Source organism: Metabacillus mangrovi, assembly GCF_009711125.1.
In the GTDB taxonomy this organism is placed as follows: Bacteria; Bacillota; Bacilli; order Bacillales; family Bacillaceae; genus Metabacillus_B; species Metabacillus_B mangrovi.
The window spans coordinates 183776-203188 of record NZ_WMIB01000002.1; the positions used below are offsets into that span (position 1 = coordinate 183776).

At 46.9% G+C, this 19413-nt stretch carries 22 protein-coding genes; all 22 read left to right on the forward strand.

Annotation, left to right across the window (positions count from 1 at the left end; translation table 11 throughout):
• Positions 1–7: 7 nt before the first annotated feature.
• Positions 8–1006 carry a flagellar motor switch protein FliM gene (gene fliM, locus GKZ89_RS04965; protein WP_155111285.1) on the forward strand — a complete coding sequence of 333 codons (999 nt, stop codon included), beginning with the start codon at positions 8–10 and terminating at the stop codon, positions 1004–1006.
• Positions 996–2180: a flagellar motor switch phosphatase FliY gene (fliY, locus tag GKZ89_RS04970; protein ID WP_155111286.1), complete on the forward strand. Its 1185-nt coding sequence runs from the start codon at positions 996–998 to the stop codon at positions 2178–2180. Before fliM ends, fliY begins: the two co-directional genes overlap by 11 nt.
• 14 nt (positions 2181–2194) lie before the next feature.
• Positions 2195–2557, forward strand: coding sequence for a response regulator (locus tag GKZ89_RS04975; RefSeq protein ID WP_155111287.1), 363 nt, complete (start codon positions 2195–2197; stop codon positions 2555–2557).
• 19 nt (positions 2558–2576) lie between these two features.
• Positions 2577–3209 (forward strand): flagellar biosynthetic protein FliO, encoded by a 633-nt coding sequence (locus tag GKZ89_RS04980; RefSeq protein WP_162356498.1) that lies wholly within the window; start codon positions 2577–2579, stop codon positions 3207–3209.
• Complete coding sequence (fliP, locus tag GKZ89_RS04985; RefSeq protein ID WP_155111289.1) at positions 3206–3871, forward strand: flagellar type III secretion system pore protein FliP; 666 nt, start codon at positions 3206–3208, stop codon at positions 3869–3871. Before GKZ89_RS04980 ends, fliP begins: the two co-directional genes overlap by 4 nt.
• A gap of 14 nt (positions 3872–3885) precedes the next feature.
• On the forward strand, positions 3886–4155 hold the full coding sequence (gene fliQ / locus GKZ89_RS04990) for a flagellar biosynthesis protein FliQ (protein ID WP_155111290.1): 270 nt from the start codon (positions 3886–3888) through the stop codon (positions 4153–4155).
• A gap of 1 nt (position 4156) precedes the next feature.
• Positions 4157–4951 carry a flagellar biosynthetic protein FliR gene (gene fliR, locus GKZ89_RS04995; RefSeq protein ID WP_155111291.1) on the forward strand — a complete coding sequence of 265 codons (795 nt, stop codon included), beginning with the start codon at positions 4157–4159 and terminating at the stop codon, positions 4949–4951.
• Positions 4932–6014 carry a flagellar biosynthesis protein FlhB gene (flhB, locus tag GKZ89_RS05000; protein ID WP_155111292.1) on the forward strand — a complete coding sequence of 361 codons (1083 nt, stop codon included), beginning with the start codon at positions 4932–4934 and terminating at the stop codon, positions 6012–6014. Before fliR ends, flhB begins: the two co-directional genes overlap by 20 nt.
• A gap of 30 nt (positions 6015–6044) precedes the next feature.
• Positions 6045–8084, forward strand: a complete 2040-nt coding sequence (gene flhA, locus GKZ89_RS05005; RefSeq protein WP_155111293.1) for a flagellar biosynthesis protein FlhA — start codon at positions 6045–6047, stop codon at positions 8082–8084.
• Positions 8081–9178, forward strand: coding sequence for a flagellar biosynthesis protein FlhF (locus tag GKZ89_RS05010; RefSeq protein WP_155111294.1), 1098 nt, complete (start codon positions 8081–8083; stop codon positions 9176–9178). The genes flhA and GKZ89_RS05010 overlap by 4 nt, the downstream gene beginning before the upstream one ends.
• A complete protein-coding gene (locus tag GKZ89_RS05015; protein ID WP_155111295.1) occupies positions 9175–10062 on the forward strand; it encodes a MinD/ParA family protein in 888 nt (295 codons plus the stop codon). The genes GKZ89_RS05010 and GKZ89_RS05015 overlap by 4 nt, the downstream gene beginning before the upstream one ends.
• Entirely contained in the window at positions 10055–11152 is a 1098-nt protein-coding gene (locus GKZ89_RS05020) for a chemotaxis-specific protein-glutamate methyltransferase CheB (RefSeq protein WP_162356500.1), read from the forward strand. Before GKZ89_RS05015 ends, GKZ89_RS05020 begins: the two co-directional genes overlap by 8 nt.
• Before the next feature lie 12 nt (positions 11153–11164).
• Positions 11165–13162 carry a chemotaxis protein CheA gene (locus tag GKZ89_RS05025; RefSeq protein WP_155111297.1) on the forward strand — a complete coding sequence of 666 codons (1998 nt, stop codon included), beginning with the start codon at positions 11165–11167 and terminating at the stop codon, positions 13160–13162.
• A gap of 15 nt (positions 13163–13177) precedes the next feature.
• Positions 13178–13648 (forward strand): chemotaxis protein CheW, encoded by a 471-nt coding sequence (locus tag GKZ89_RS05030; protein ID WP_155111298.1) that lies wholly within the window; start codon positions 13178–13180, stop codon positions 13646–13648.
• 5 nt (positions 13649–13653) lie between these two features.
• On the forward strand, positions 13654–14283 hold the full coding sequence (locus tag GKZ89_RS05035; protein ID WP_155111299.1) for a chemotaxis protein CheC: 630 nt from the start codon (positions 13654–13656) through the stop codon (positions 14281–14283).
• Complete coding sequence (locus tag GKZ89_RS05040; protein ID WP_155111300.1) at positions 14273–14773, forward strand: chemotaxis protein CheD; 501 nt, start codon at positions 14273–14275, stop codon at positions 14771–14773. Before GKZ89_RS05035 ends, GKZ89_RS05040 begins: the two co-directional genes overlap by 11 nt.
• 38 nt (positions 14774–14811) lie before the next feature.
• Positions 14812–15579, forward strand: a complete 768-nt coding sequence (locus tag GKZ89_RS05045; RefSeq protein ID WP_155111301.1) for a FliA/WhiG family RNA polymerase sigma factor — start codon at positions 14812–14814, stop codon at positions 15577–15579.
• A gap of 46 nt (positions 15580–15625) precedes the next feature.
• Positions 15626–16123 carry a hypothetical protein gene (locus tag GKZ89_RS05050; RefSeq protein WP_155111302.1) on the forward strand — a complete coding sequence of 166 codons (498 nt, stop codon included), beginning with the start codon at positions 15626–15628 and terminating at the stop codon, positions 16121–16123.
• Positions 16124–16270: 147 nt separating this feature from the next.
• Positions 16271–16999 (forward strand): 30S ribosomal protein S2, encoded by a 729-nt coding sequence (gene rpsB / locus GKZ89_RS05055; RefSeq protein ID WP_155111303.1) that lies wholly within the window; start codon positions 16271–16273, stop codon positions 16997–16999.
• A gap of 102 nt (positions 17000–17101) precedes the next feature.
• On the forward strand, positions 17102–17983 hold the full coding sequence (tsf, locus tag GKZ89_RS05060) for a translation elongation factor Ts (protein WP_155111304.1): 882 nt from the start codon (positions 17102–17104) through the stop codon (positions 17981–17983).
• A gap of 148 nt (positions 17984–18131) precedes the next feature.
• Positions 18132–18854 carry a UMP kinase gene (pyrH, locus tag GKZ89_RS05065; RefSeq protein WP_155111305.1) on the forward strand — a complete coding sequence of 241 codons (723 nt, stop codon included), beginning with the start codon at positions 18132–18134 and terminating at the stop codon, positions 18852–18854.
• A gap of 1 nt (position 18855) precedes the next feature.
• The gene (gene frr, locus GKZ89_RS05070; protein WP_155111306.1) at positions 18856–19413 is read left to right on the forward strand and encodes a ribosome recycling factor; all 558 of its coding nucleotides are present in this window, start codon (positions 18856–18858) and stop codon (positions 19411–19413) included.

Here is a 19413-nt window from a genome sequence, read left to right on the forward strand (position 1 = left end):
TGAAGGCATGTCCGGAGAAGTACTGTCCCAAAGTGAAATTGATGCCCTTCTTTCAGCTATTACAACGGGAGAAATGGATGCAGAAGAGTTAAAGCGCGAAGATGCGGAGAAGAAAATCAAGACGTATGATTTTAAACGGGCACTCCGGTTTTCAAAAGACCAGATCCGAAGCCTTACGAGAATTCATGAGAACTTTGCCAGACTGCTGACGACTTACTTTTCAGCACAGCTGCGAACATACATCCAGATCACAGTCGCTTCAGTCGATCAAGTTCCTTATGAAGAGTTCGTCCGGTCCATGCCGAAGATGACCATCCTGAACATTTTCGAGGTTCAGCCTCTAGAAGGCAGGATCGTGATGGAAGTAAACCCGAATATCGCTTATGCCATGATGGACCGGGTGATGGGAGGCCTGGGGTCCGGTTTTAATAAGATCGATACGCTGACAGAAATCGAAACAAGAATCATGTCCAATTTGTTTGAAAAATCACTGGACAGTTACAGGGAAGCGTGGCAGACCATCGCGGAAATTGAGCCGGAAATGCAGGAATTCGAAGTGAATCCACAATTTATTCAAATGGTTTCTCCAAATGAAACGGTGATTGTGATTTCCCTCACCGTCCAAGTAGGAGATACGAGCGGGATGATCAATCTCTGTATCCCTCATATCGTACTCGAGCCGATCATTCCAAAGCTTTCCGTCCATTATTGGATGCAGTCTGACCGTAAAGAGGTGGATCCCGCTGAGACGGACGCTTTGAAAGAACGGATTGAAAAAACACAGATTACCGTTTCAGCAGAGCTCGGATCTTCTGAAATTACGATTCATGAATTCATGGAATTGCAGAAAGGCGACATTATCCAAATGGACCAGCCGATCGGACAGCCTCTCCTCATTAAAATAGGAGACATTCCAAAATACACAGCACAGCCAGGAAAAATAAACCGCAAATTAGCTGTCCAGATACTTGAACACTATTTTGGGGGGAATGAAGATGGGGAGTAATGAGATGCTATCACAAGATGAAATTGATGCTTTGCTGAAAGGCACTGGAATAGAGGAAGAAGCATCCGGCTCTCATCAAATACAGGATTATCTGGATGAGATGGAAGCAGATGCTTTAGGGGAAATCGGCAATATTTCGTTCGGGAGCTCTGCTACCGCTCTGTCAACCTTACTGAATCAAAAGGTTGAAATAACAACTCCTGAAGTCTCCATTATCGAGAAAAATCAGCTTGCCAATGAATTCCCTCAGCCATATGTTGCCATCGAGGTGAATTATACGGAAGGTTTTAGAGGGAGCAACCTGCTTGTTATTGAGCAAAGTGACGCAGCCATCATCGCGGACTTGATGATTGGCGGTGACGGTACAAGCCCCGACCTGTCAATGGGGGAAATCCACTTAAGTGCTGTTCAGGAAGCGATGAACCAGATGATGGGTTCTGCTGCAACAAGCATGTCGACAATCTTTAACAAAAAGGTCGATATCAGCCCGCCAAGACTTGATCTGTTAAACATTCCTACGGGTGAAGGAACAGATGCGATACCGGATGCTGAAATGATCATCAAGGTTTCGTTCCGGCTTAAGGTGGGGGCACTGATTGACTCGAGCATCATGCAGGTGCTGCCGCTCGCTTTTGCGAAGGACCTGATTCAGGAGCTGATGAATCCCGCAGCTCAGGTAAAAGAGGAACCACCCGCACCAGCGCCTGCAGCCGTTGAACAGAATCCATATACCCCTCCGCAGCCGCCGCAAAGCGCCAGTCAGCACAGGCAGCAGGATCCATATAACGGGTCAGCTTATCAGACACATGCTGCACCACCTGCACAGCCATCTTACAGGGCACCGCAGCCGGAATATGAAGTGAAGCCTGCTGAATTTGCAAGCTTTGACCCTCTACAGCCTCCTGCCGCAGAGAACCGCAACCTGGATCTGCTGATGGATATTCCGCTTCAGGTAACAGTTGAACTCGGGCGCACAAAACGGTCTATAAGGGAAATCCTTGAATTATCATCAGGGTCCATTATTGAGCTTGACAAGCTTGCCGGTGAGCCGGTAGATATTCTGATAAACAGGAAAATTGTTGCCAAGGGCGAGGTTGTTGTCATAGACGAAAATTTCGGAGTCCGGGTGACAGATATAATCAGCCAGCAAGACAGACTGAACAAACTTAAATAATGGGAGTGGCAAACATGGCAAAAAGAATTTTAATCGTAGACGATGCTGCATTTATGAGAATGATGATCAAGGATATTCTTTCAAAGAACGGATTTGATGTAGCGGGTGAAGCGGCAGATGGCGCCCAGGCTGTAGAGAAATATAAAGAACTCCAGCCGGACCTTGTGACGATGGATATTACAATGCCTGAGATGGACGGCATTACAGCATTGAAAGAGATCAAAAAAATGAACCCGAACGCCAAAGTGATTATGTGCTCTGCGATGGGCCAGCAGGCTATGGTAATCGACGCCATTCAGGCGGGAGCTAAAGACTTTATCGTAAAACCATTTCAGGCTGACCGGGTAATCGAAGCCATTTCCAAAACACTAAGCTAAAATGGCAAAGGTACAAAAAATGATCATCGGGATCAGTATTCTCCTGATCCTCGCTGCCGTTTTACTTCCTTCTTCCCCTGTGGCCGCATCTTCATCCGGCGGCACAGTGGAGGATTACTTAAAACAGGAGCCAAAGGCTGATCCGGCAGAAAAAGAAGATACGCCTGCTTCTGAAAGCAGACCTCCCGGTGTCACTGCCTGGGATGTGATTAAAATGATTTTCGCTACCATCTTTGTTGCCGGCCTGATCTATTTTATTTTCCGGGTCTTATCGGCAAAAAACAGGGTAATCCGGCCTGCAGTCTACCTTCAGACCCTGGGAGGGACGCCGCTTGGCCAAAACCGGTCCATTCAGCTCGTAAAAGCAGGCGATGTGATTATGGTCGTTGGAGTGGGAGATTCAGTACAGCTGCTGAAGACGATCGATGACAGGGAAGAAATCGATAAAATCACCCGCCAGTATGCAGACAAAGGAGCCGACTTTGAGGGAGCCAGAAAATTTCTTGCCAAAACCGCTTCGGCTATTGCGGCTAAACAGGGAGAAGAGAAGAGTGCTTCATTTAAAAAGACTCTTCAGAAGCAGCTCGATGAGATGAAAGCAGAACGAAGACAGAAGGAAGAAGAATGGCTGAAGAAAGGGAATAAGCAATGAATGATTTAATGGAGATTCTTGGAACAGGGGAAGCGCAAAATGTCAGCACATCCGTGCAGCTGCTGCTGCTGCTCACCATACTTTCCCTCGCGCCGAGCATCCTGATCTTATTTACTTGTTTTACAAGAATTGTCATTGTACTGTCGTTTGTCAGAACTTCGCTTGCGACCCAGCAGATGCCGCCTAACCAGGTTTTGATCGGCTTGTCGCTCTTCCTTACTTTCTTCATTATGGGTCCGGTGCTTGCTGAGGCGAACGAACAGGCTCTGACACCGTTGCTGGAAGAAAAGATCACGCTGGAAGAAGCCTACACAAAGGCTGAGAAACCATTTAAAGAGTTTATGAGCAAGCATACGAGACAGAAGGATCTTGAATTGTTTCTAAACTATGCAAACCTGAAAAAGCCGGAATCTGTGGAGGATATTCCGATTACCGCGCTCGTTCCTGCATTTGCCATAAGTGAGATCAAAACGGCGTTTCAAATCGGATTTATGATTTTTATTCCGTTTCTTGTGATCGATATGGTTGTTGCAAGTATTTTAATGTCCATGGGGATGATGATGCTTCCCCCGGTTATGATTTCGCTGCCGTTTAAGATTCTGCTGTTTGTTCTGGTGGATGGCTGGTACTTAGTCATAAAGTCATTGCTTCAAAGTTTTTAAGGAGGAGAATGCAGATGAGTTCAGAAATGGTCATCTCCATTGCTGAGAAAGCAGTTTATACCACTTTGCTGATTTGCGGGCCGCTGCTGATTGTTGCATTGGTGATCGGCTTGGCTGTCAGCATTTTTCAGGCAACAACCCAGATCCAGGAACAGACATTGGCCTTTATTCCGAAGATTGTAGCGGTCATGGTCGGACTGATCTTTTTCGGCCCATGGATGCTGACAACGCTCGTATCCTATGCAGCGGATATTTTCGGCAATCTTAACAGGTTTGTAGGCTGACATGTCCATATTGAGCCATTATCCTTTTTTTCTATTAATTCTCGCGAGATTGTCAGCTTTTCTCATCACGCTGCCTCTCTTTTCTTATCGGACGATTCCGGCTGTTCATAAAGCGGGTTTTGCTTTTTTTCTTTCCCTCATTATGTTTGAATCGGTCCAGCCCCCTGACCTTGAAGTGAACGGAGCCTTTTATCTTTTGTTAATGAAAGAAATTTTTATCGGCTTGATGATCGGTTTTATTGCGTATTTGATCTATACGTGCATTATGATTGCCGGAAGCTTTATGGATTTTCAGATCGGATTTGCCATCGCAAACATCATTGATCCGCAGACCGGGGCACAAAGTCCGCTGATCGGCCAGCTCCTCAATACGCTTGCCCTTCTTCTGATGCTCAGTCTGAACGCCCACCATATGCTGCTCGACGGCGTGTTCTACAGCTTCAGGTATATTCCGCCGGACACCTTTTCTTTCAGCCTGGAGGGTGAGTCGATACCGGATTTTCTGATTACTTCCTTTTCGGCTATGTTTCTGATCGCTTTTCAAATGTCCCTGCCGATTGTTGGTTCGCTTTTTATCGTAGATATCGCGCTTGGGATCGTTGCCAAAACCGTCCCGCAAATGAACATTTTTGTTGTAGGTCTCCCGATTAAAATGCTGCTCTCATTTGTGCTGCTGATCATTGTCATGAGTGCGTTATTCTTTGTCATGCAAGGCCTGTTCGAGACACTTGCGGAGACGATGCGAAATTTAATCAGGCTGCTGGGAGGTACAGGGAATGCTTCGGATCCAGCTTGACATCCAATTTTTTTCAGGAGAAAAAACAGAGAAAGCCACCCCGAAAAAGCGTCAGGACTCGAGGAAAAAAGGACAGGTTGCCAAAAGTGCAGACGTCAGTATGGCGATCAACCTGCTTGCCGTTTTCTTTGTGCTGATGGTCTTCGGAGCCTTTTACAGAGACCGGCTGATCGCATTTGTCAGAGGGACGATTCAGGATTACATGATGCTTCCTGTAACAGAAAAGACGGTCGAGACCCTCATGGTCTCCGTTTCCATTGAAGCGGCCTATCTTATGGCTCCAGTCTTGGGAGCGGCTCTCGCAGCGGGACTGATCAGCAATTATATTCAGGTCGGCTTTTTGTACTCCACCGAAGCCATACAGCCTAAGTTTGAAAAAATCGATCCGATCAAAGGGTTCAAGAGAATCTATTCGATCCGGGCAGTCGTAGAATTTTTAAAATCCATCCTGAAGATCCTTTTCACTGCTTCTGTAACTGGGGCGGTCATCTGGATGCGCCTCGGGGATATCCTGCGGCTCCCTTACCTGACTGTTGAACAGTCCCTGCAGTTCCTCGGTACATTGACGGTGCAGATGGGACTTGCGGCTGGATGTGCGCTACTCTTTCTTTCCCTGCTTGATTACATGTACCAAAAATATGATTTTGAGAAAAACATCCGGATGTCCAAACAGGATATTAAAGACGAGTATAAAAAGTCTGAGGGAGATCCGCTTATAAAGTCCAAAATTAAGCAAAAGCAAAGAGAAATGGCAATGAAGAGAATGATGCAGGATGTCCCTGATGCAGATGTCATTATCACAAACCCGACGCATTTTGCTGTTGCATTAAAATACGACGATTCTAAAATGGACGCCCCGTATGTGGTGGCGAAAGGCGCAGATCTTGTTGCCCTCAAAATAAAAGAGATTGCCGGAAAACATGGAATTGAAACGATTGAAAACAAGCCGCTGGCAAGAGCACTGTTCGCCCAGGTGGAAATCGGACAGGCTGTACCGGAAGAATTTTTCAAAGCAATAGCTGAAATTCTGGCTTATATTTACCGTCTGAAAAATACGATGTAATTCTTGTGAGATTGAAAGCGGGGAAGGAAAATGTCAACAAGAGATTTATCTGTGTTAGTTAGTGTTGTACTCATTGTCGCCATGCTGATCATCCCGTTTCCTACATGGCTTCTGAGTCTATTGATCATCTGCAATATCTCTCTCGCTTTGCTTGTGCTCTTAACATCCATGAATATGAGAGAGCCTCTTGAATTTTCGATCTTTCCTTCTTTGCTTTTGCTCTTAACCCTGTTCAGGCTTGGTCTGAATGTATCAACCACGAGAGCGATCCTTACCAATGGAGAAGGCGGAAAAGTGGTTGAAACATTCGGTACCTTTGTAGTAGGCGGGAATGTTTTAGTCGGATTCGTGGTATTTATTATTTTGGTCATCATCCAATTCGTTGTTATTACTAAAGGTTCCGAGCGTGTTTCGGAGGTAGCTGCCCGTTTTACCCTGGATGCGATGCCAGGTAAGCAGATGAGCATCGATGCAGATTTGAACGCCGGAATGATCTCTGAGCAGGAAGCCCGCATCCGCCGTGAAAAAGTGGGGAACGAAGCTGATTTCTACGGAGCGATGGATGGAGCGAGTAAATTTGTTAAAGGGGACGCAATTGCCGGTATCATCATCGTCATCATCAACCTCATATTTGGAATGATTGTTGGTATTGTGCAGCAGGGAATGCCTTTCGCAGAAGCAGCCAGCCATTTTACGATGCTGTCCGTCGGAGATGGGATTGTCAGTCAGATCCCTGCCCTCCTCATTTCGACCGCTACCGGTATTGTGGTCACAAGAGCTGCATCGGAAGGGAATCTGGGAGGGGATATCAGCAAACAGCTGTTTGCTTACCCTCAGATGATGTATGTGGCCGCCGGTTCAATGCTTTTGCTTGGAATCTTTACTCCGATTGGCCTTCTTGTTACCGGACCCATTGCAGGAGCACTTGCTCTTGGTGCCTATATGATGCAGCAGAGCCAGAAAAAATTGAAAGAAGTGCCTGAAGCGGATCTGGATGTTCAGCCGGATCCTGAAGAAATGAAAAGCCCGGAAAGCATTGTTCAGCTGTTAAGCATGGATCCGATCGAGTTTGAGTTCGGCTACGGTCTGATACCCCTTGCAGACAGCTCACAGGGCGGGGATCTGCTGGACAGGATCGTCATGATCAGAAGACAGCTCGCCATTGAGCTCGGCATTGTGATCCCTGTCGTCAGAATCCGGGATAACATTCAGCTTCAGCCGAATGAATACAGGCTGAAAATTAAGGGGAATGAAGCGGCACGCGGTGATTTGCTGCTCGAGCATTATCTTGCCATGGCTCCGGGTGCTGATGATGATTCAGTTGAGGGAATCGACACCGTTGAACCGTCATTCGGGCTCCCGGCTAAGTGGATAGCGGAAGCGATGAAGGATCAGGCCGAGCTCTTCGGCTATACAGTGGTCGACCCGCCGTCAGTGGTCTCCACCCATATCACCGAAACCATTAAAAAGCATGCCCATGAGCTGCTCGGGAGGCAGGAAACAAAGCAGCTCATCGATCATCTCAAGGAAGCCTATCCAATTCTTGCAGATGAGGTGACTCCGTCCCCGCTGTCAGTGGGAGAGATCCAGAAGGTGCTTGCCAAGCTGCTGAAAGAAGGAGTTTCGATCCGTAATCTGCCGGTCATCTTTGAGACCCTTGCCGATTATGGAAAGATGACGTCAGACAGCGATATTTTAACCGAATATGTACGGCAGGCTCTTGCAAAACAAATAACAGAGCAGTTCTCTAATGAAACCAATGTATTAAAAGTCGTCACTCTCTCAGGCCGTGTTGAAAAGCTTGTGGCGGAAGGGGTCCAGCAGACCGAGCACGGCAATTATCTGTCACTCGACCCGTCTGTATCTCAATCCATCATCGAATCTGTGGCAAAGGAGCTGGAAATGGTGTCCCTTCAGGAACAATCCCCGGTGCTGCTTTGCTCGCCGGCAGTCAGGATGTATATAAAACAGCTTTTGGAACGCTATTTTCCCGCAGTGCCTGTGCTCTCCTATAATGAGCTGGAAGCGAATGTGGAAGTTCAAAGCATAGGAGTGGTCAACGTAGCATGAAGGTGAAAAAATATACAGCTGCAACCATGCAGCATGCGATGAAAAAAGTGAAGGAAGATTTAGGTGCAGATGCCGTTATCCTTCACTCGAAAGTGGTCGAAACAGGCGGACTGTTCGGGTTATTTACAAAAAAACAGATTGAGGTATTTGCAGCAGCAGATCCGGATGCGGCTGAAACTCCGATTGTGCGGAATACCGGAAGCACTGTGCTCCGCAGCATGCAGAAAAACAATTTTTCCAAAGTGCACCAGGCAGCACCTCCTGAATCAGCAACCGCAGCGCCTCCACCCGTCCACTTTACTGTCCCGTCTCCTATTGGAGAAATCCGGTCGAATCTTGCGGAACAGGGAATCGGAGCTGAACGGATCGACGATCTCGTCAATCCGCTGCTTACTTACTGGTTTCAATCTCCTGAAAACCAAAATATAAAGAGAATAAGTGAAGAGGCAGCCCGGCTCCTGAAAACGGCGATTGCCGGGTATGACTTTGGCGGTTTGGATTACAGCAAGCAATGCATCGTTCTCGCTGGTCCGACCGGTGTCGGAAAAACAACCACCATCGCTAAGCTTGCTGCCGACTGCATTGTCAGCAGAAAGAAATCCGCTGCTTTTATTACGACCGACACGTACCGGATTTCAGCGATCGACCAGCTGAAAACCTATGCGAAAATTCTCAATGTCCCGATTGAAATCTGCTACAGTCATGAAGATTTTGCAGAAGCAAGAAAAAAATTCGCCGGGGTGGATCATATTTTTGTAGACACTGCCGGGAGAAATTATAAGCACGGTGAGTATATTGAAGAACTGCGTTCCTTAATCGGCATCGATAAGGAGATGGATGTCTTTCTGACGCTCTCCGCAGCAGCCAAGAGTAAAGATATCCACGACATCATCAGGCACTTTGAACCCCTTCAGGTGAGGCAGCTGATTTTTACGAAACTGGATGAAACGGACACCTACGGCGCTCTATATGAAGCCGTGGTTCGCTCAGGGAAAGGGATTGCCTGTTTTTCTTCAGGTCAAAATGTGCCGGATGACCTGAAGCCGGCCTCACATGCGGATGTGGTTCATCTCTTACTAGGTGAGAGAAGATGAGCGACCAGGCTCAAAAATTGAGGGAAATGTTTTCAGCTGCCCGGCAGGAATCTAAGATCCGTGCCAATGCAATAGGGGTTGCCAGCGGAAAAGGCGGGACCGGAAAGACAAGCTTTACGGTGAATTTTTGCCTGCAGCTTGCAGAAAAGGGAAAAAGAGTTTTACTCTTTGATTTTGATATCGGCATGGGGAATGTTGACATCGTGCTTGGAGAAGCACCTGAATACTCGATCCTCGATTTCTGGCAGCAGAAACTCCCCCTGCAAAAAGTCATTCAAAAAAGCCCTGCAGGCATTGACTATATTGCGGGAGGCCGGGCTTTTAACGACTTTTTTCTGCCTGAGAGCAGTGAGGTCCATTCCTTTTTGCATGAACTCGAACAACTGATGGATCAATATGATTACATTTTTTTCGATATGGGAGCGGGCATGACAAAGGAAAGTCTGCAATTTCTGCTGGCTGCCGATGAAATCATCCTGGTAGTCACACCGGAGCCCACTTCATTAATGGATGCATACTCTGCTGCAAAGCACATTCTTCTGGCGCGTGCTGAGAGCAGATTATCCCTTATCATCAATAAATCTTCCAGCGATAAAGAAGCAGCGTTTGCATATGAGCGGATCTCGTCCGTCCTGGCAAAATTCCTGTCAGCGAAAGTGCAGCGGCTGGGCTTTCTGCCAGAGGACTCTGCGGTTTCAAACGCTGTTCTAAAGCGTTCTCCAGTGACCGTTTCGTATCCAAAATCAAAATACTCGAAAGCGATCCGCCACGCTGCAGGCTGTTTTTTGGAAGAAAGAGAAACTGGATTTGAAAGCAGCCATTCCGGCAATTTTATGGCAAGGCTGAAAAATCTGTTGAAGAGTACAGCTGGAAAAGGTGGGTAACATGAAAGTTTTAATTGTGGATGACTCCGCATTTATGAGAAAGATGATCAATGACTTCCTTCACGGCTATAAAGGAATTGAAGTAGCAGGAACGGCAAGGAATGGCAGAGATGCGATCGAAAAAATAGAAAAGCTGAACCCGGACGTTATAACAATGGATGTTGAAATGCCGGTTATGAACGGCATCGATGCGGTAAAAGAAATCATGACGTTTTCTCCGAGGCCTGTTATCATGCTCTCCTCCACTACACAAGCAGGAGCAGAGGCGACCTTTCTTGCACTCGAAGCAGGAGCAGTTGATTTTGTAGCGAAGCCTTCAGGGGCCATTTCGTTAGATCTGCATAAAATCCGGGATGAATTACGGGAAAAAGTTCTTTCTGCCAAGCATGCTAAAATTAATATGCCTTTAGTCCCTGAAAAAAATCAAAAACCGCACTTATTAAAGACGAAATATAGTAAAATATCTTCTGTAAAGGAAAATATTCCTATAGAATATAATAGGATTCGACAAGAAACAGCACCGCTCATCTGCATGGGAACATCCACTGGAGGCCCCAGAGCACTTCAGCGGGTGCTGCCATCCCTTCCGGCAGATTTAGGGGGCCCTGTATTCATCGTTCAGCATATGCCTAAAGGCTTTACTGCATCATTGGCAGAACGCCTGAACAGAATCAGCATGATTCAAGTAAAAGAGGCATGCAGCGGGGAGAAAGCGGAAGCCGGTACAGCCTATATCGCTCCCGGCGGATCCCATCTGACGGTTTTGCAAAAAGGGAAGGACCTGTTTATAAAAGTGGATCAGGAGCCGGCCCGGAATGGACACCGCCCATCCGTGGATGTACTGTTTGAATCCATCAGCATACTGGAAGGATTCAGCAATATTGCAGTGATCATGACCGGAATGGGAAGCGATGGCACAAAAGGTCTTTGTTTATTGAAGGAAAAAGGAAATACAAACGCCATCGCCGAGTCTGAACATACTTCGATCGTTTATGGCATGCCAAGAAGCGCCATCGCAGCAGATCTGATTGATGCTGTCGAGGACGCAGACAATATAGCAGAAAGAATCTTGCATTACATTCAATCATAGGGGGCAAGCCGGATGGAAATGAGTCAATACCTGGAAATATTCATTGAAGAGAGCAAAGAACACTTACAGGCCTGCAATGAAAAGCTGATGGAACTGGAAAAAAATCCGGGAGATTTGACAATTGTAAACGATATTTTCCGCTCGGCACATACGCTGAAGGGGATGAGCGCGACAATGGGGTATGAGGATCTTGCAAGCCTTACCCATCAGATGGAAAATGTGCTGGATGCAATCCGGAACGAAAAAAACATGGTTACCCCTGATCTTTTGGATGCAGTATTCGCTTCACTGGATCTGCTTGAAGATATAGTTTTCTCAATTGCTGATGGCGGAGACGGGAAGAAGGATGTCACTGGAGTGGTTGCCCGGCTAAAGGCAATTGAGGAAGGCAAGAATGAAGCAGCAGCAGCTGTGGAAAGTGCTGTTCCCCCCCAGCAAAGCCTGGGTGCATATGACGATTTTCAAAAAACGATTATCCGTCAGTCCCTCGATCAGGACTTCCAGGCATTCGAACTGAGCGTCACATTGAGGGAAGGCTGCCTGTTAAAAGCTGTAAGAGCGTTTATGGTGTTTGAGATTCTTGATCAGGCAGGTGAGGTGATCAAGAGTGCTCCGTCAGTGGACCAGCTGGAAGAAGAAAATTTCGATCATGAATTTACGGTTGCTATTGTAACGAAGCTTTCAAAAGAAGAATTGGAAAGCCGGGTGCTGAAAGTTTCCGAGATTGAGCGTGCAATTGCGGAGCCTATTAAAATTGAAAGTATGTTTGCAGGAGAGGTTGGCCCGCCAGGAGTACAGGTTCAATCACCGGCAGGACCGGCTGCATCTGATGAAGCGAATGAAACCAAACCAAAAGCTGCCTCTAAGACGATTCGGGTTAATATCGACCGGCTGGATGTTCTGATGAATCTGTTCGAAGAGCTGGTGATTGACAGGGGTCGCCTTGAAACCATCTCCAGTGATTTGAAGAATGCGGAGCTGCAGGAGACGGTTGAGAGAATGACAAGAATTTCCGGTGACTTGCAGAGCATTATCCTGAATATGCGGATGGTCCCGGTTGAAACGGTTTTCAACCGCTTTCCGAGGATGGTCAGGCAGCTTGCCAAAGACTTGAATAAAAAGATCGAGCTTAAGGTGATCGGAGCAGAAACAGAACTGGACCGGACCGTAATCGATGAAATCGGAGATCCGCTCGTCCACCTCATCCGTAATTCAATGGATCACGGGATTGAAGCGCCTGAAGCAAGAATTCAAAGCGGCAAGCCTGAAACAGGGACTGTTGAGCTTAAAGCGTATCACAGCGGAAATCATGTCTTTATCGAAGTGTCTGATGACGGGGCAGGAATCAGCAGGGAGAAGGTGCTGTCAAGAGCGATCGCCCGCGGCATCGTTTCTGAGCAGGATGCAGCAGAGATGACAGACAGAGAGATTAACAGTCTTATTTTTGCACCGGGCTTCTCCACTGCAGAACAAATTTCCGATATTTCAGGCAGAGGAGTTGGGCTTGATGTCGTTAAAAGCGCAATCGAATCACTCGGCGGATCGGTAACGGTAGATTCAGAAGAAGGCAGAGGGTCTCTGTTTTCGGTGCAGCTGCCGCTGACCCTCAGCATCATTTCTGTCCTGATGGTTGAATTGGAAGCGGAGAAATATGCGATTCCCATTTCATCTGTCATCGAAACAGCCGTTATCCGTAAAGATGAAATCATGCACGCACACAATCAGAAAGTGATTGATTTCAGAGGGAAAATTGTCCCCCTCGTTTACTTGAATTCTATATTCGACGTACCGGCAGGAAGCGGGGAAGACTCGGAATATTTATCGATGGTCGTTGTGAAAAAAGGGGACAAGCTGGCGGGATTGGCCGTAGATTCCTTCATCGGACAGCTGGAAGTCGTATTGAAGCCTTTGGGAAGCTATCTGAACGGAGTGTTCGCCATTTCCGGAGCAACGATTCTGGGCAACGGGGAAGTCGCTTTGATTGTGGATTGCAACGCACTTATTAAATAAGTTGGGGGAAAAACCATGCAGCTTAAAGAGCTTTCTATGAAAAAAATCATTATTTTCCGGCTTGGGGACGAAGAGTTCGGCATTCCGGTAGAACTGGTGAAATCCATTGAAAAAATCCAGCCGGTTACAAGGGTGCCCGGAACAGCTTCTTTCATTAAAGGGGTGTTGAACCTCAGAGGAGTCATCACACCTGTAATTGATTTGCGGGGAAGGTTTGAACTGGATCACTCTGAAGAAACGGATCAGACGCGGATGATAGTCGTCAAATATATGGATACGGAGGCAGGCCTCATCGCAGACGCGGCAAATGATGTCCTGGATATTGATCCCGGTGAGATCGAGCCGTCACCCGATGTGGCGGGCATTGTCAAGACAGATTACATCAGCGGGGTTGCGAAAACTGGTAAACGGCTCATCATATTGCTCAACCTTGAAGAAGTGCTGCATTCCGTTTCGGCTCTGGCTGATCAATCCGCGGGAGTCTGAGTCCGATGAAGCTGAATTTTGAGCAGCTGGATGTTCTTCAGGAAATCGCAAGCATCGGTGCTGCACATTCCGCCACTGCCCTTTCTAAATTGCTAGAAAGAAAAATCATGATGAACGTGCCGGAGGTAAGAGCTGTATCTTTTAACGAACTTACCGAGGCAATGGGTGGTGCAGAGAAAGAGGTCGCCTGTATTTTTCTCAGGATGAACGGCAGCATTTCCGGGAGTATGTATTTTATTATGGAAATGGATTCGGCAGAGTTTTTCCTGAGGGAGTTCGCTCGAAATTCCTCCCTCAGTCTCCGTTATCCGCTGAAGGATGAATATGCCAGGTCGGCCTTGATCGAGCTCGGCAACATATTAATGGGAAGTTACCTGAATTCTCTATCTGAATTGACAAATCTCCTGATCATTCCTGAAGTGCCTGAATTCACAGTTGATATGTTCGGGGCGATTATCAGCGAAGGGCTGATCGGATTATCAAATGCAGCCGATTTTGCCGTGCTGATCCGAACGATGATTATGGGCGGGGACGGGCTGCAGCGGGAACCGCTTCAAGGGCACTTGTTCCTTTTGCCGGATCATGATTCCTTTGAGTCTTTTTACAGGGCTGCGGGGGTACAGGATGAAGACTGATGAGCAAAGAATTATTAAAATCGGCATTGCAGATATGAGTACGGCTGCCCCGCCTGCTAAGCTCAGGACCTCAGGGCTTGGATCCTGCATAGGTCTTGTCCTGTATGATCCCATGCTGAAAAACGCAGGGATGGCCCACATTATGCTGCCTACTTCTTCACTGGCAAGAAGTGAAGGCTTCAACCGGAACAAATATGCAGACACAGCCATTGCTGATCTGCTGGTCCATTTAAAAAGGATGGGTTCACCAGCGGGCAGGCTGAAGGCCAAGATGGCGGGCGGCGCCCAGATGTTCGCCTTTAAAGCCCAGAATGAAATGATGAGAATCGGCCCGCGGAATACCGAGGCAGTAAAAGAGCTGCTCGCCCATTATGCCATTCAGCTTGTATCCTCTGATACTGGAGGCGGGAGCGGCAGAACGATTGAGTTTGATCCCGAGACACTGCTGCTCACGATCAGGACGGTTAATACAGGAACATCCATCATATAAGCTGACAGGAAAGAACAAAAGCAATAGGGGGAAGAATGATGAGTCAAACGACAGGCAAAGAGGAACAGCAGATCTGGGAGAATTGGATCGGCAGCAGGGACCCGGCAGCTGGAAACGCGCTGATCAAAAGATATACACCGCTTGTGACGTTTCATGTACAGAGGATATCCGTCGGACTCCCTAAAACTGTCAGCCGTGATGACCTGATGAGCCTTGGTCTTTACGGCCTGTACGACGCTCTCGAAAAATTTGACGCAGGCAGGGATCTGAAATTTGACACGTATGCTTCCTTCCGGATAAGAGGCGCCATTATCGATGGTCTCCGAAAAGAAGACTGGCTGCCAAGGAGCTCCCGTGAAAAAGCAAAAAAAGTAGATATGGTAATCGAAAAACTGGAGCAGAAGTATTTAAGAAATGTAACACCCTATGAAATTGCAAAGGAAATGGGCATCTCCGAAGATGAAGTTCTGACCGCAGTGAACGAAGGTTTTTTTGCGAATGTCCTGTCCATTGATGAATACCTGCCGGATCATGATGACGGGGATTATACTGGGATGGTTCTAAAAGATGACCGGAGCGTTTCTCCGGAAGAGACTATTTTAAAGCAGGAGCTGATCAGCCAGCTGACAGAAGTGATTACAGAACTCTCTGAAAAGGAACAGCTTGTTGTCTCCTTATTTTATAAAGAGGAATTGACCTTGACAGAAATCGGACATGTTATGGAATTATCAACCTCCCGAATTTCACAAATCCATTCCAAAGCCCTATTCAAGCTTAGAAGAATTATGGGCAAAGTCACGAGCTGATTAAGCTCGAAAAACCCGGGACACACAAAAGGGGAGGAGGATACAGATGGGTACTTTTTTTACAATTGCAAGCATTCTTCTCCACATGATCTCTTTGTACTGTATCTCTCTTTTATTTATACGGATCTCCAATCTGAAAAAGATGAAGCAGGAGCAGGAATCCATTTATGAAGAAACCAGTGAGCTCCTCGCCGGATTTATGCTGGAACAGCGAGAGGAGCATGAGAGGTTTTTGCGGGCCTTAAGCGATAAACCGTCTCCCCGGCCTGACAGTGAAGCGAATACAGCCCCGGCCGTTTCCTTTGAAAAGCCTGATGAACAACATCAGCAGGAAGAGAAAGGAATTCTGGCTGAAGGGGTGCCGGAACATCTTCGCTTCGCAGAGGGCATGCAGGACACAGTCGATCTGTCTGCGCAGCGCCAGGAAATGGATGTGAATGCCTTAAGTGAGAATGGGCATTCTATTGAAGAGATTGCCAGGATGACAGGCAAGGGAAAAACAGAAGTAGAACTTATCCTGAAATTCCGTCAAAAACAGCAATAATATGCTTGCTTCCGGCATCCGGTTATGGTATATTTCTTGTTGGTGTTAATACACACGCTTACAGATTCGGGCATTGGTGCTGAAATCATCAGTTATGCCTGAAGATGATGTAAAGCGGAGGAGAAAAACCATTAGGAGGAAATTAACATGTCAGTAATTTCAATGAAGCAACTGCTTGAAGCTGGTGTTCACTTCGGCCATCAAACTCGCCGCTGGAACCCGAAAATGAAACGTTACATCTTCACAGAGCGTAACGGCATCTACATCATCGACCTTCAGAAAACAGTGAAGAAGGTTGAAGAAGCTTACAATGTAACGAAAGAGCTTGCTGCTAACGGCGGTAAAATTCTTTTCGTCGGTACAAAAAAACAAGCCCAGGATTCTGTTAAAGAAGAAGCTGAACGCTCCGGCATGTACTATGTGAACCAGCGCTGGCTCGGCGGAACACTTACAAACTTCGAAACAATCCAAAAGCGCATCAAACGTCTGAAAGACATCGAAAAAATGCAGGAAGACGGAACTTTCGAAGTTCTGCCTAAGAAAGAAGTTGTTCAGCTTAAAAAAGAGCTTGAGCGCCTTGAAAAATTCCTTGGCGGAATTAAAGATATGAAATCCCTTCCGGATGCTCTGTTCATCATCGATCCACGCAAAGAGCGCATCGCTGTAGCAGAAGCACATAAATTGAACATTCCGATCATTGGCATCGTTGACACAAACTGCGATCCTGACGAGATTGATCACGTGATCCCTGCAAATGATGACGCGATCCGTGCAGTAAAACTTCTGACAGGCAAAATGGCTGACGCGATCCTTGAAGCAAAACAAGGCAACGAAGGCGAAGAAGAAGCTGCTGAAGAAGAAACAACAACTGCTTAATGAGCAAACGAAAAGGTGATAAGAGGGCAAGGCCTTTTATCACCTTTTTTTAAAAAAATAAAAGTTTTCTACATAACGTTAAAATTTAAGGAGGAATTCCCCATGGCAGTTACGGCTCAAATGGTAAAAGAACTTCGTGAAAAAACTGGCGCAGGTATGATGGACTGCAAAAAGGCGCTGACAGAAACAGGCGGCGATATGGAAAAAGCAATCGACTTCCTTCGTGAAAAAGGCATTGCGAAAGCAGCGAAAAAATCCGACCGCATCGCAGCAGAAGGTCTTGCGGCTGTTCAGACAGCTGGAAATGAAGCTGTTATCCTTGAAGTGAACTCTGAAACAGACTTCGTTGCTAAAAACGAAGGCTTTAAAACATTGATCAGTGAGCTTGCTTCCCACTTGCTTGCAGCAAAACCTGCGAGCCTTGAAGAGGCGCTTGCTTCTAAAATGGGGAGCTGCACGACTGTTGAAGAGCGCATCCATTCAGCTGTAGCAACGATCGGTGAAAGAATTTCCCTTCGCCGTTTTGAAATTGTTACAAAAACAGACAGCGATGCATTCGGTGCATACCTTCACATGGGAGGACGCATTGCCGTTCTTACTCTTCTCGAAGGAACAACAGATGAAAGCGCGGCTAAAGACGTAGCAATGCACGTTGCAGCCGTAAACCCTAAATACATCAGCCGCGACCAGGTTTCCCAGGAGGAAGCGGACCGCGAGCGCGAAGTATTGACACAGCAGGCACTGAACGAAGGAAAGCCTGAAAATATCGTAGCGAAAATGGTTGAAGGCCGTCTTGGCAAATATTTCGAAGACATCTGCCTGCTTGACCAGAGTTTCGTTAAAAACCCAGATATGAAAGTAAAACAGTTTGCAGCGTCTAAAAATGCGGAAGTAACAAAATTCGTCCGCTTTGAAGTAGGCGAAGGCATTGAGAAACGCGCGGATAATTTTGCAGAAGAGGTTATGAACCAAGTACGCAAATAATCGCGGTTTCAATTAACGAATACAAGCAGAATGGGAACACGTCCGTGTTCCCGTTTTTTCAAGACAGGAATGATTTTTCCGGGTTTACCCGGACTCATCAGCAACTGTCTTATTTATTGGAATTTTACGATATAATGTGGAGGGTAATATGATTAATCCTAAATATAAACGCATCGTCCTGAAACTGAGCGGAGAAGCCTTGGCTGGCCCTCAGGGGTTCGGGATCAATCCGGCCGTCATTAAATCCATTGCCGGACAGGTAAAGGAAATCGCAGAAATGGATGTAGAAGTAGCCGTTGTAGTAGGCGGCGGAAACATCTGGCGCGGAAAAGTAGGCAGTGAAATGGGGATGGACCGTGCTACTGCGGATTATATGGGGATGCTTGCGACCGTCATGAACTCTTTAGCCCTGCAGGATAGTCTTGAAAATCTTGGAATTCAGACAAGAGTTCAGACCTCCATTGAAATGAGACAAGTTGCAGAGCCTTATATCAGAAGAAAAGCGATCCGCCACCTGGAGAAGAAGAGGGTCGTCATTTTTGCCGCTGGAACAGGTAATCCGTATTTCTCCACAGACACAACTGCTGCCCTTAGAGCTGCTGAGATTGAAGCAGATGTAATCCTGATGGCCAAGAACAATGTCGACGGTGTGTACAGTGCCGATCCGCTCAAAGATGCGACCGCAGTTAAATACGAAGAGCTGTCCTACCTGGATGTTCTGAAAGACGGTCTGGCAGTTATGGATTCAACAGCTTCTTCCCTGTGCATGGACAATGATATCGCATTGATTGTTTTCTCAATTATGGAAGAGGGAAATATAAGAAGAGCCGTTTTAGGCGAAAATATCGGAACAATTGTAAGGGGGAAATAAGATGTCCAACCAATATATTACCCAGGCAAAAGACAGAATGGAAAAAGCAGTTTCAGCATTTCAGCGTGAGCTTGCAACAGTCCGTGCCGGCCGTGCCAGTGCATCCCTGCTTGACAAAGTGACAGTAGACTATTATGGTGCTCCGACGCCTGTCAACCAGCTTGCATCCGTTAATGCTCCTGAAGCACGGATGCTTGTCATTACTCCATATGACAAATCAGCCCTTGGAGATATTGAAAAGGCGATCCAAAAAGCGGATCTTGGTCTAAATCCTTCCAACGATGGAACCATTGTCCGCATTACGATTCCTCCGCTTACTGAAGAGCGCCGCCGCGACCTTGGCAAGCTCGTGAAGAAATATGCCGAAGAAGCAAAAGTTGGTGTCCGGAACATCCGCCGCGATGCGAACGATGATTTGAAAAAAGCGGAAAAGAACGGTGAGATCACAGAAGATGAGCTGCGCGGCCATTCAGACAGTGTTCAGAAGCTGACAGATGAGTACATCGGAAAACTGGATCAGATTGCAAAAGACAAAGATAAAGAAATCATGGAAGTTTAA

Excerpts from the sequence above, each read along its gene's own strand:
- fliM (WP_155111285.1), top strand. The coding sequence starts at position 8 with ATGTCCGGAGAAGTACTGTCCCAAAGTGAAATTGATGCCCTTCTTTCA.
- fliY (WP_155111286.1), top strand. The coding sequence starts at position 996 with ATGGGGAGTAATGAGATGCTATCACAAGATGAAATTGATGCTTTGCTG.
- GKZ89_RS04975 (WP_155111287.1), top strand. The coding sequence starts at position 2,195 with ATGGCAAAAAGAATTTTAATCGTAGACGATGCTGCATTTATGAGAATG.
- GKZ89_RS04980 (WP_162356498.1), top strand. The coding sequence starts at position 2,577 with ATGATCATCGGGATCAGTATTCTCCTGATCCTCGCTGCCGTTTTACTT.
- fliP (WP_155111289.1), top strand. The coding sequence starts at position 3,206 with ATGAATGATTTAATGGAGATTCTTGGAACAGGGGAAGCGCAAAATGTC.
- fliQ (WP_155111290.1), top strand. The coding sequence starts at position 3,886 with ATGAGTTCAGAAATGGTCATCTCCATTGCTGAGAAAGCAGTTTATACC.
- fliR (WP_155111291.1), top strand. The coding sequence starts at position 4,157 with ATGTCCATATTGAGCCATTATCCTTTTTTTCTATTAATTCTCGCGAGA.
- flhB (WP_155111292.1), top strand. The coding sequence starts at position 4,932 with ATGCTTCGGATCCAGCTTGACATCCAATTTTTTTCAGGAGAAAAAACA.
- flhA (WP_155111293.1), top strand. The coding sequence starts at position 6,045 with ATGTCAACAAGAGATTTATCTGTGTTAGTTAGTGTTGTACTCATTGTC.
- GKZ89_RS05010 (WP_155111294.1), top strand. The coding sequence starts at position 8,081 with ATGAAGGTGAAAAAATATACAGCTGCAACCATGCAGCATGCGATGAAA.
- GKZ89_RS05015 (WP_155111295.1), top strand. The coding sequence starts at position 9,175 with ATGAGCGACCAGGCTCAAAAATTGAGGGAAATGTTTTCAGCTGCCCGG.
- GKZ89_RS05025 (WP_155111297.1), top strand. The coding sequence starts at position 11,165 with ATGGAAATGAGTCAATACCTGGAAATATTCATTGAAGAGAGCAAAGAA.
- GKZ89_RS05030 (WP_155111298.1), top strand. The coding sequence starts at position 13,178 with ATGCAGCTTAAAGAGCTTTCTATGAAAAAAATCATTATTTTCCGGCTT.
- GKZ89_RS05035 (WP_155111299.1), top strand. The coding sequence starts at position 13,654 with ATGAAGCTGAATTTTGAGCAGCTGGATGTTCTTCAGGAAATCGCAAGC.
- GKZ89_RS05040 (WP_155111300.1), top strand. The coding sequence starts at position 14,273 with ATGAAGACTGATGAGCAAAGAATTATTAAAATCGGCATTGCAGATATG.
- GKZ89_RS05045 (WP_155111301.1), top strand. The coding sequence starts at position 14,812 with ATGAGTCAAACGACAGGCAAAGAGGAACAGCAGATCTGGGAGAATTGG.
- GKZ89_RS05050 (WP_155111302.1), top strand. The coding sequence starts at position 15,626 with ATGGGTACTTTTTTTACAATTGCAAGCATTCTTCTCCACATGATCTCT.
- rpsB (WP_155111303.1), top strand. The coding sequence starts at position 16,271 with ATGTCAGTAATTTCAATGAAGCAACTGCTTGAAGCTGGTGTTCACTTC.
- tsf (WP_155111304.1), top strand. The coding sequence starts at position 17,102 with ATGGCAGTTACGGCTCAAATGGTAAAAGAACTTCGTGAAAAAACTGGC.
- pyrH (WP_155111305.1), top strand. The coding sequence starts at position 18,132 with ATGATTAATCCTAAATATAAACGCATCGTCCTGAAACTGAGCGGAGAA.
- frr (WP_155111306.1), top strand. The coding sequence starts at position 18,856 with ATGTCCAACCAATATATTACCCAGGCAAAAGACAGAATGGAAAAAGCA.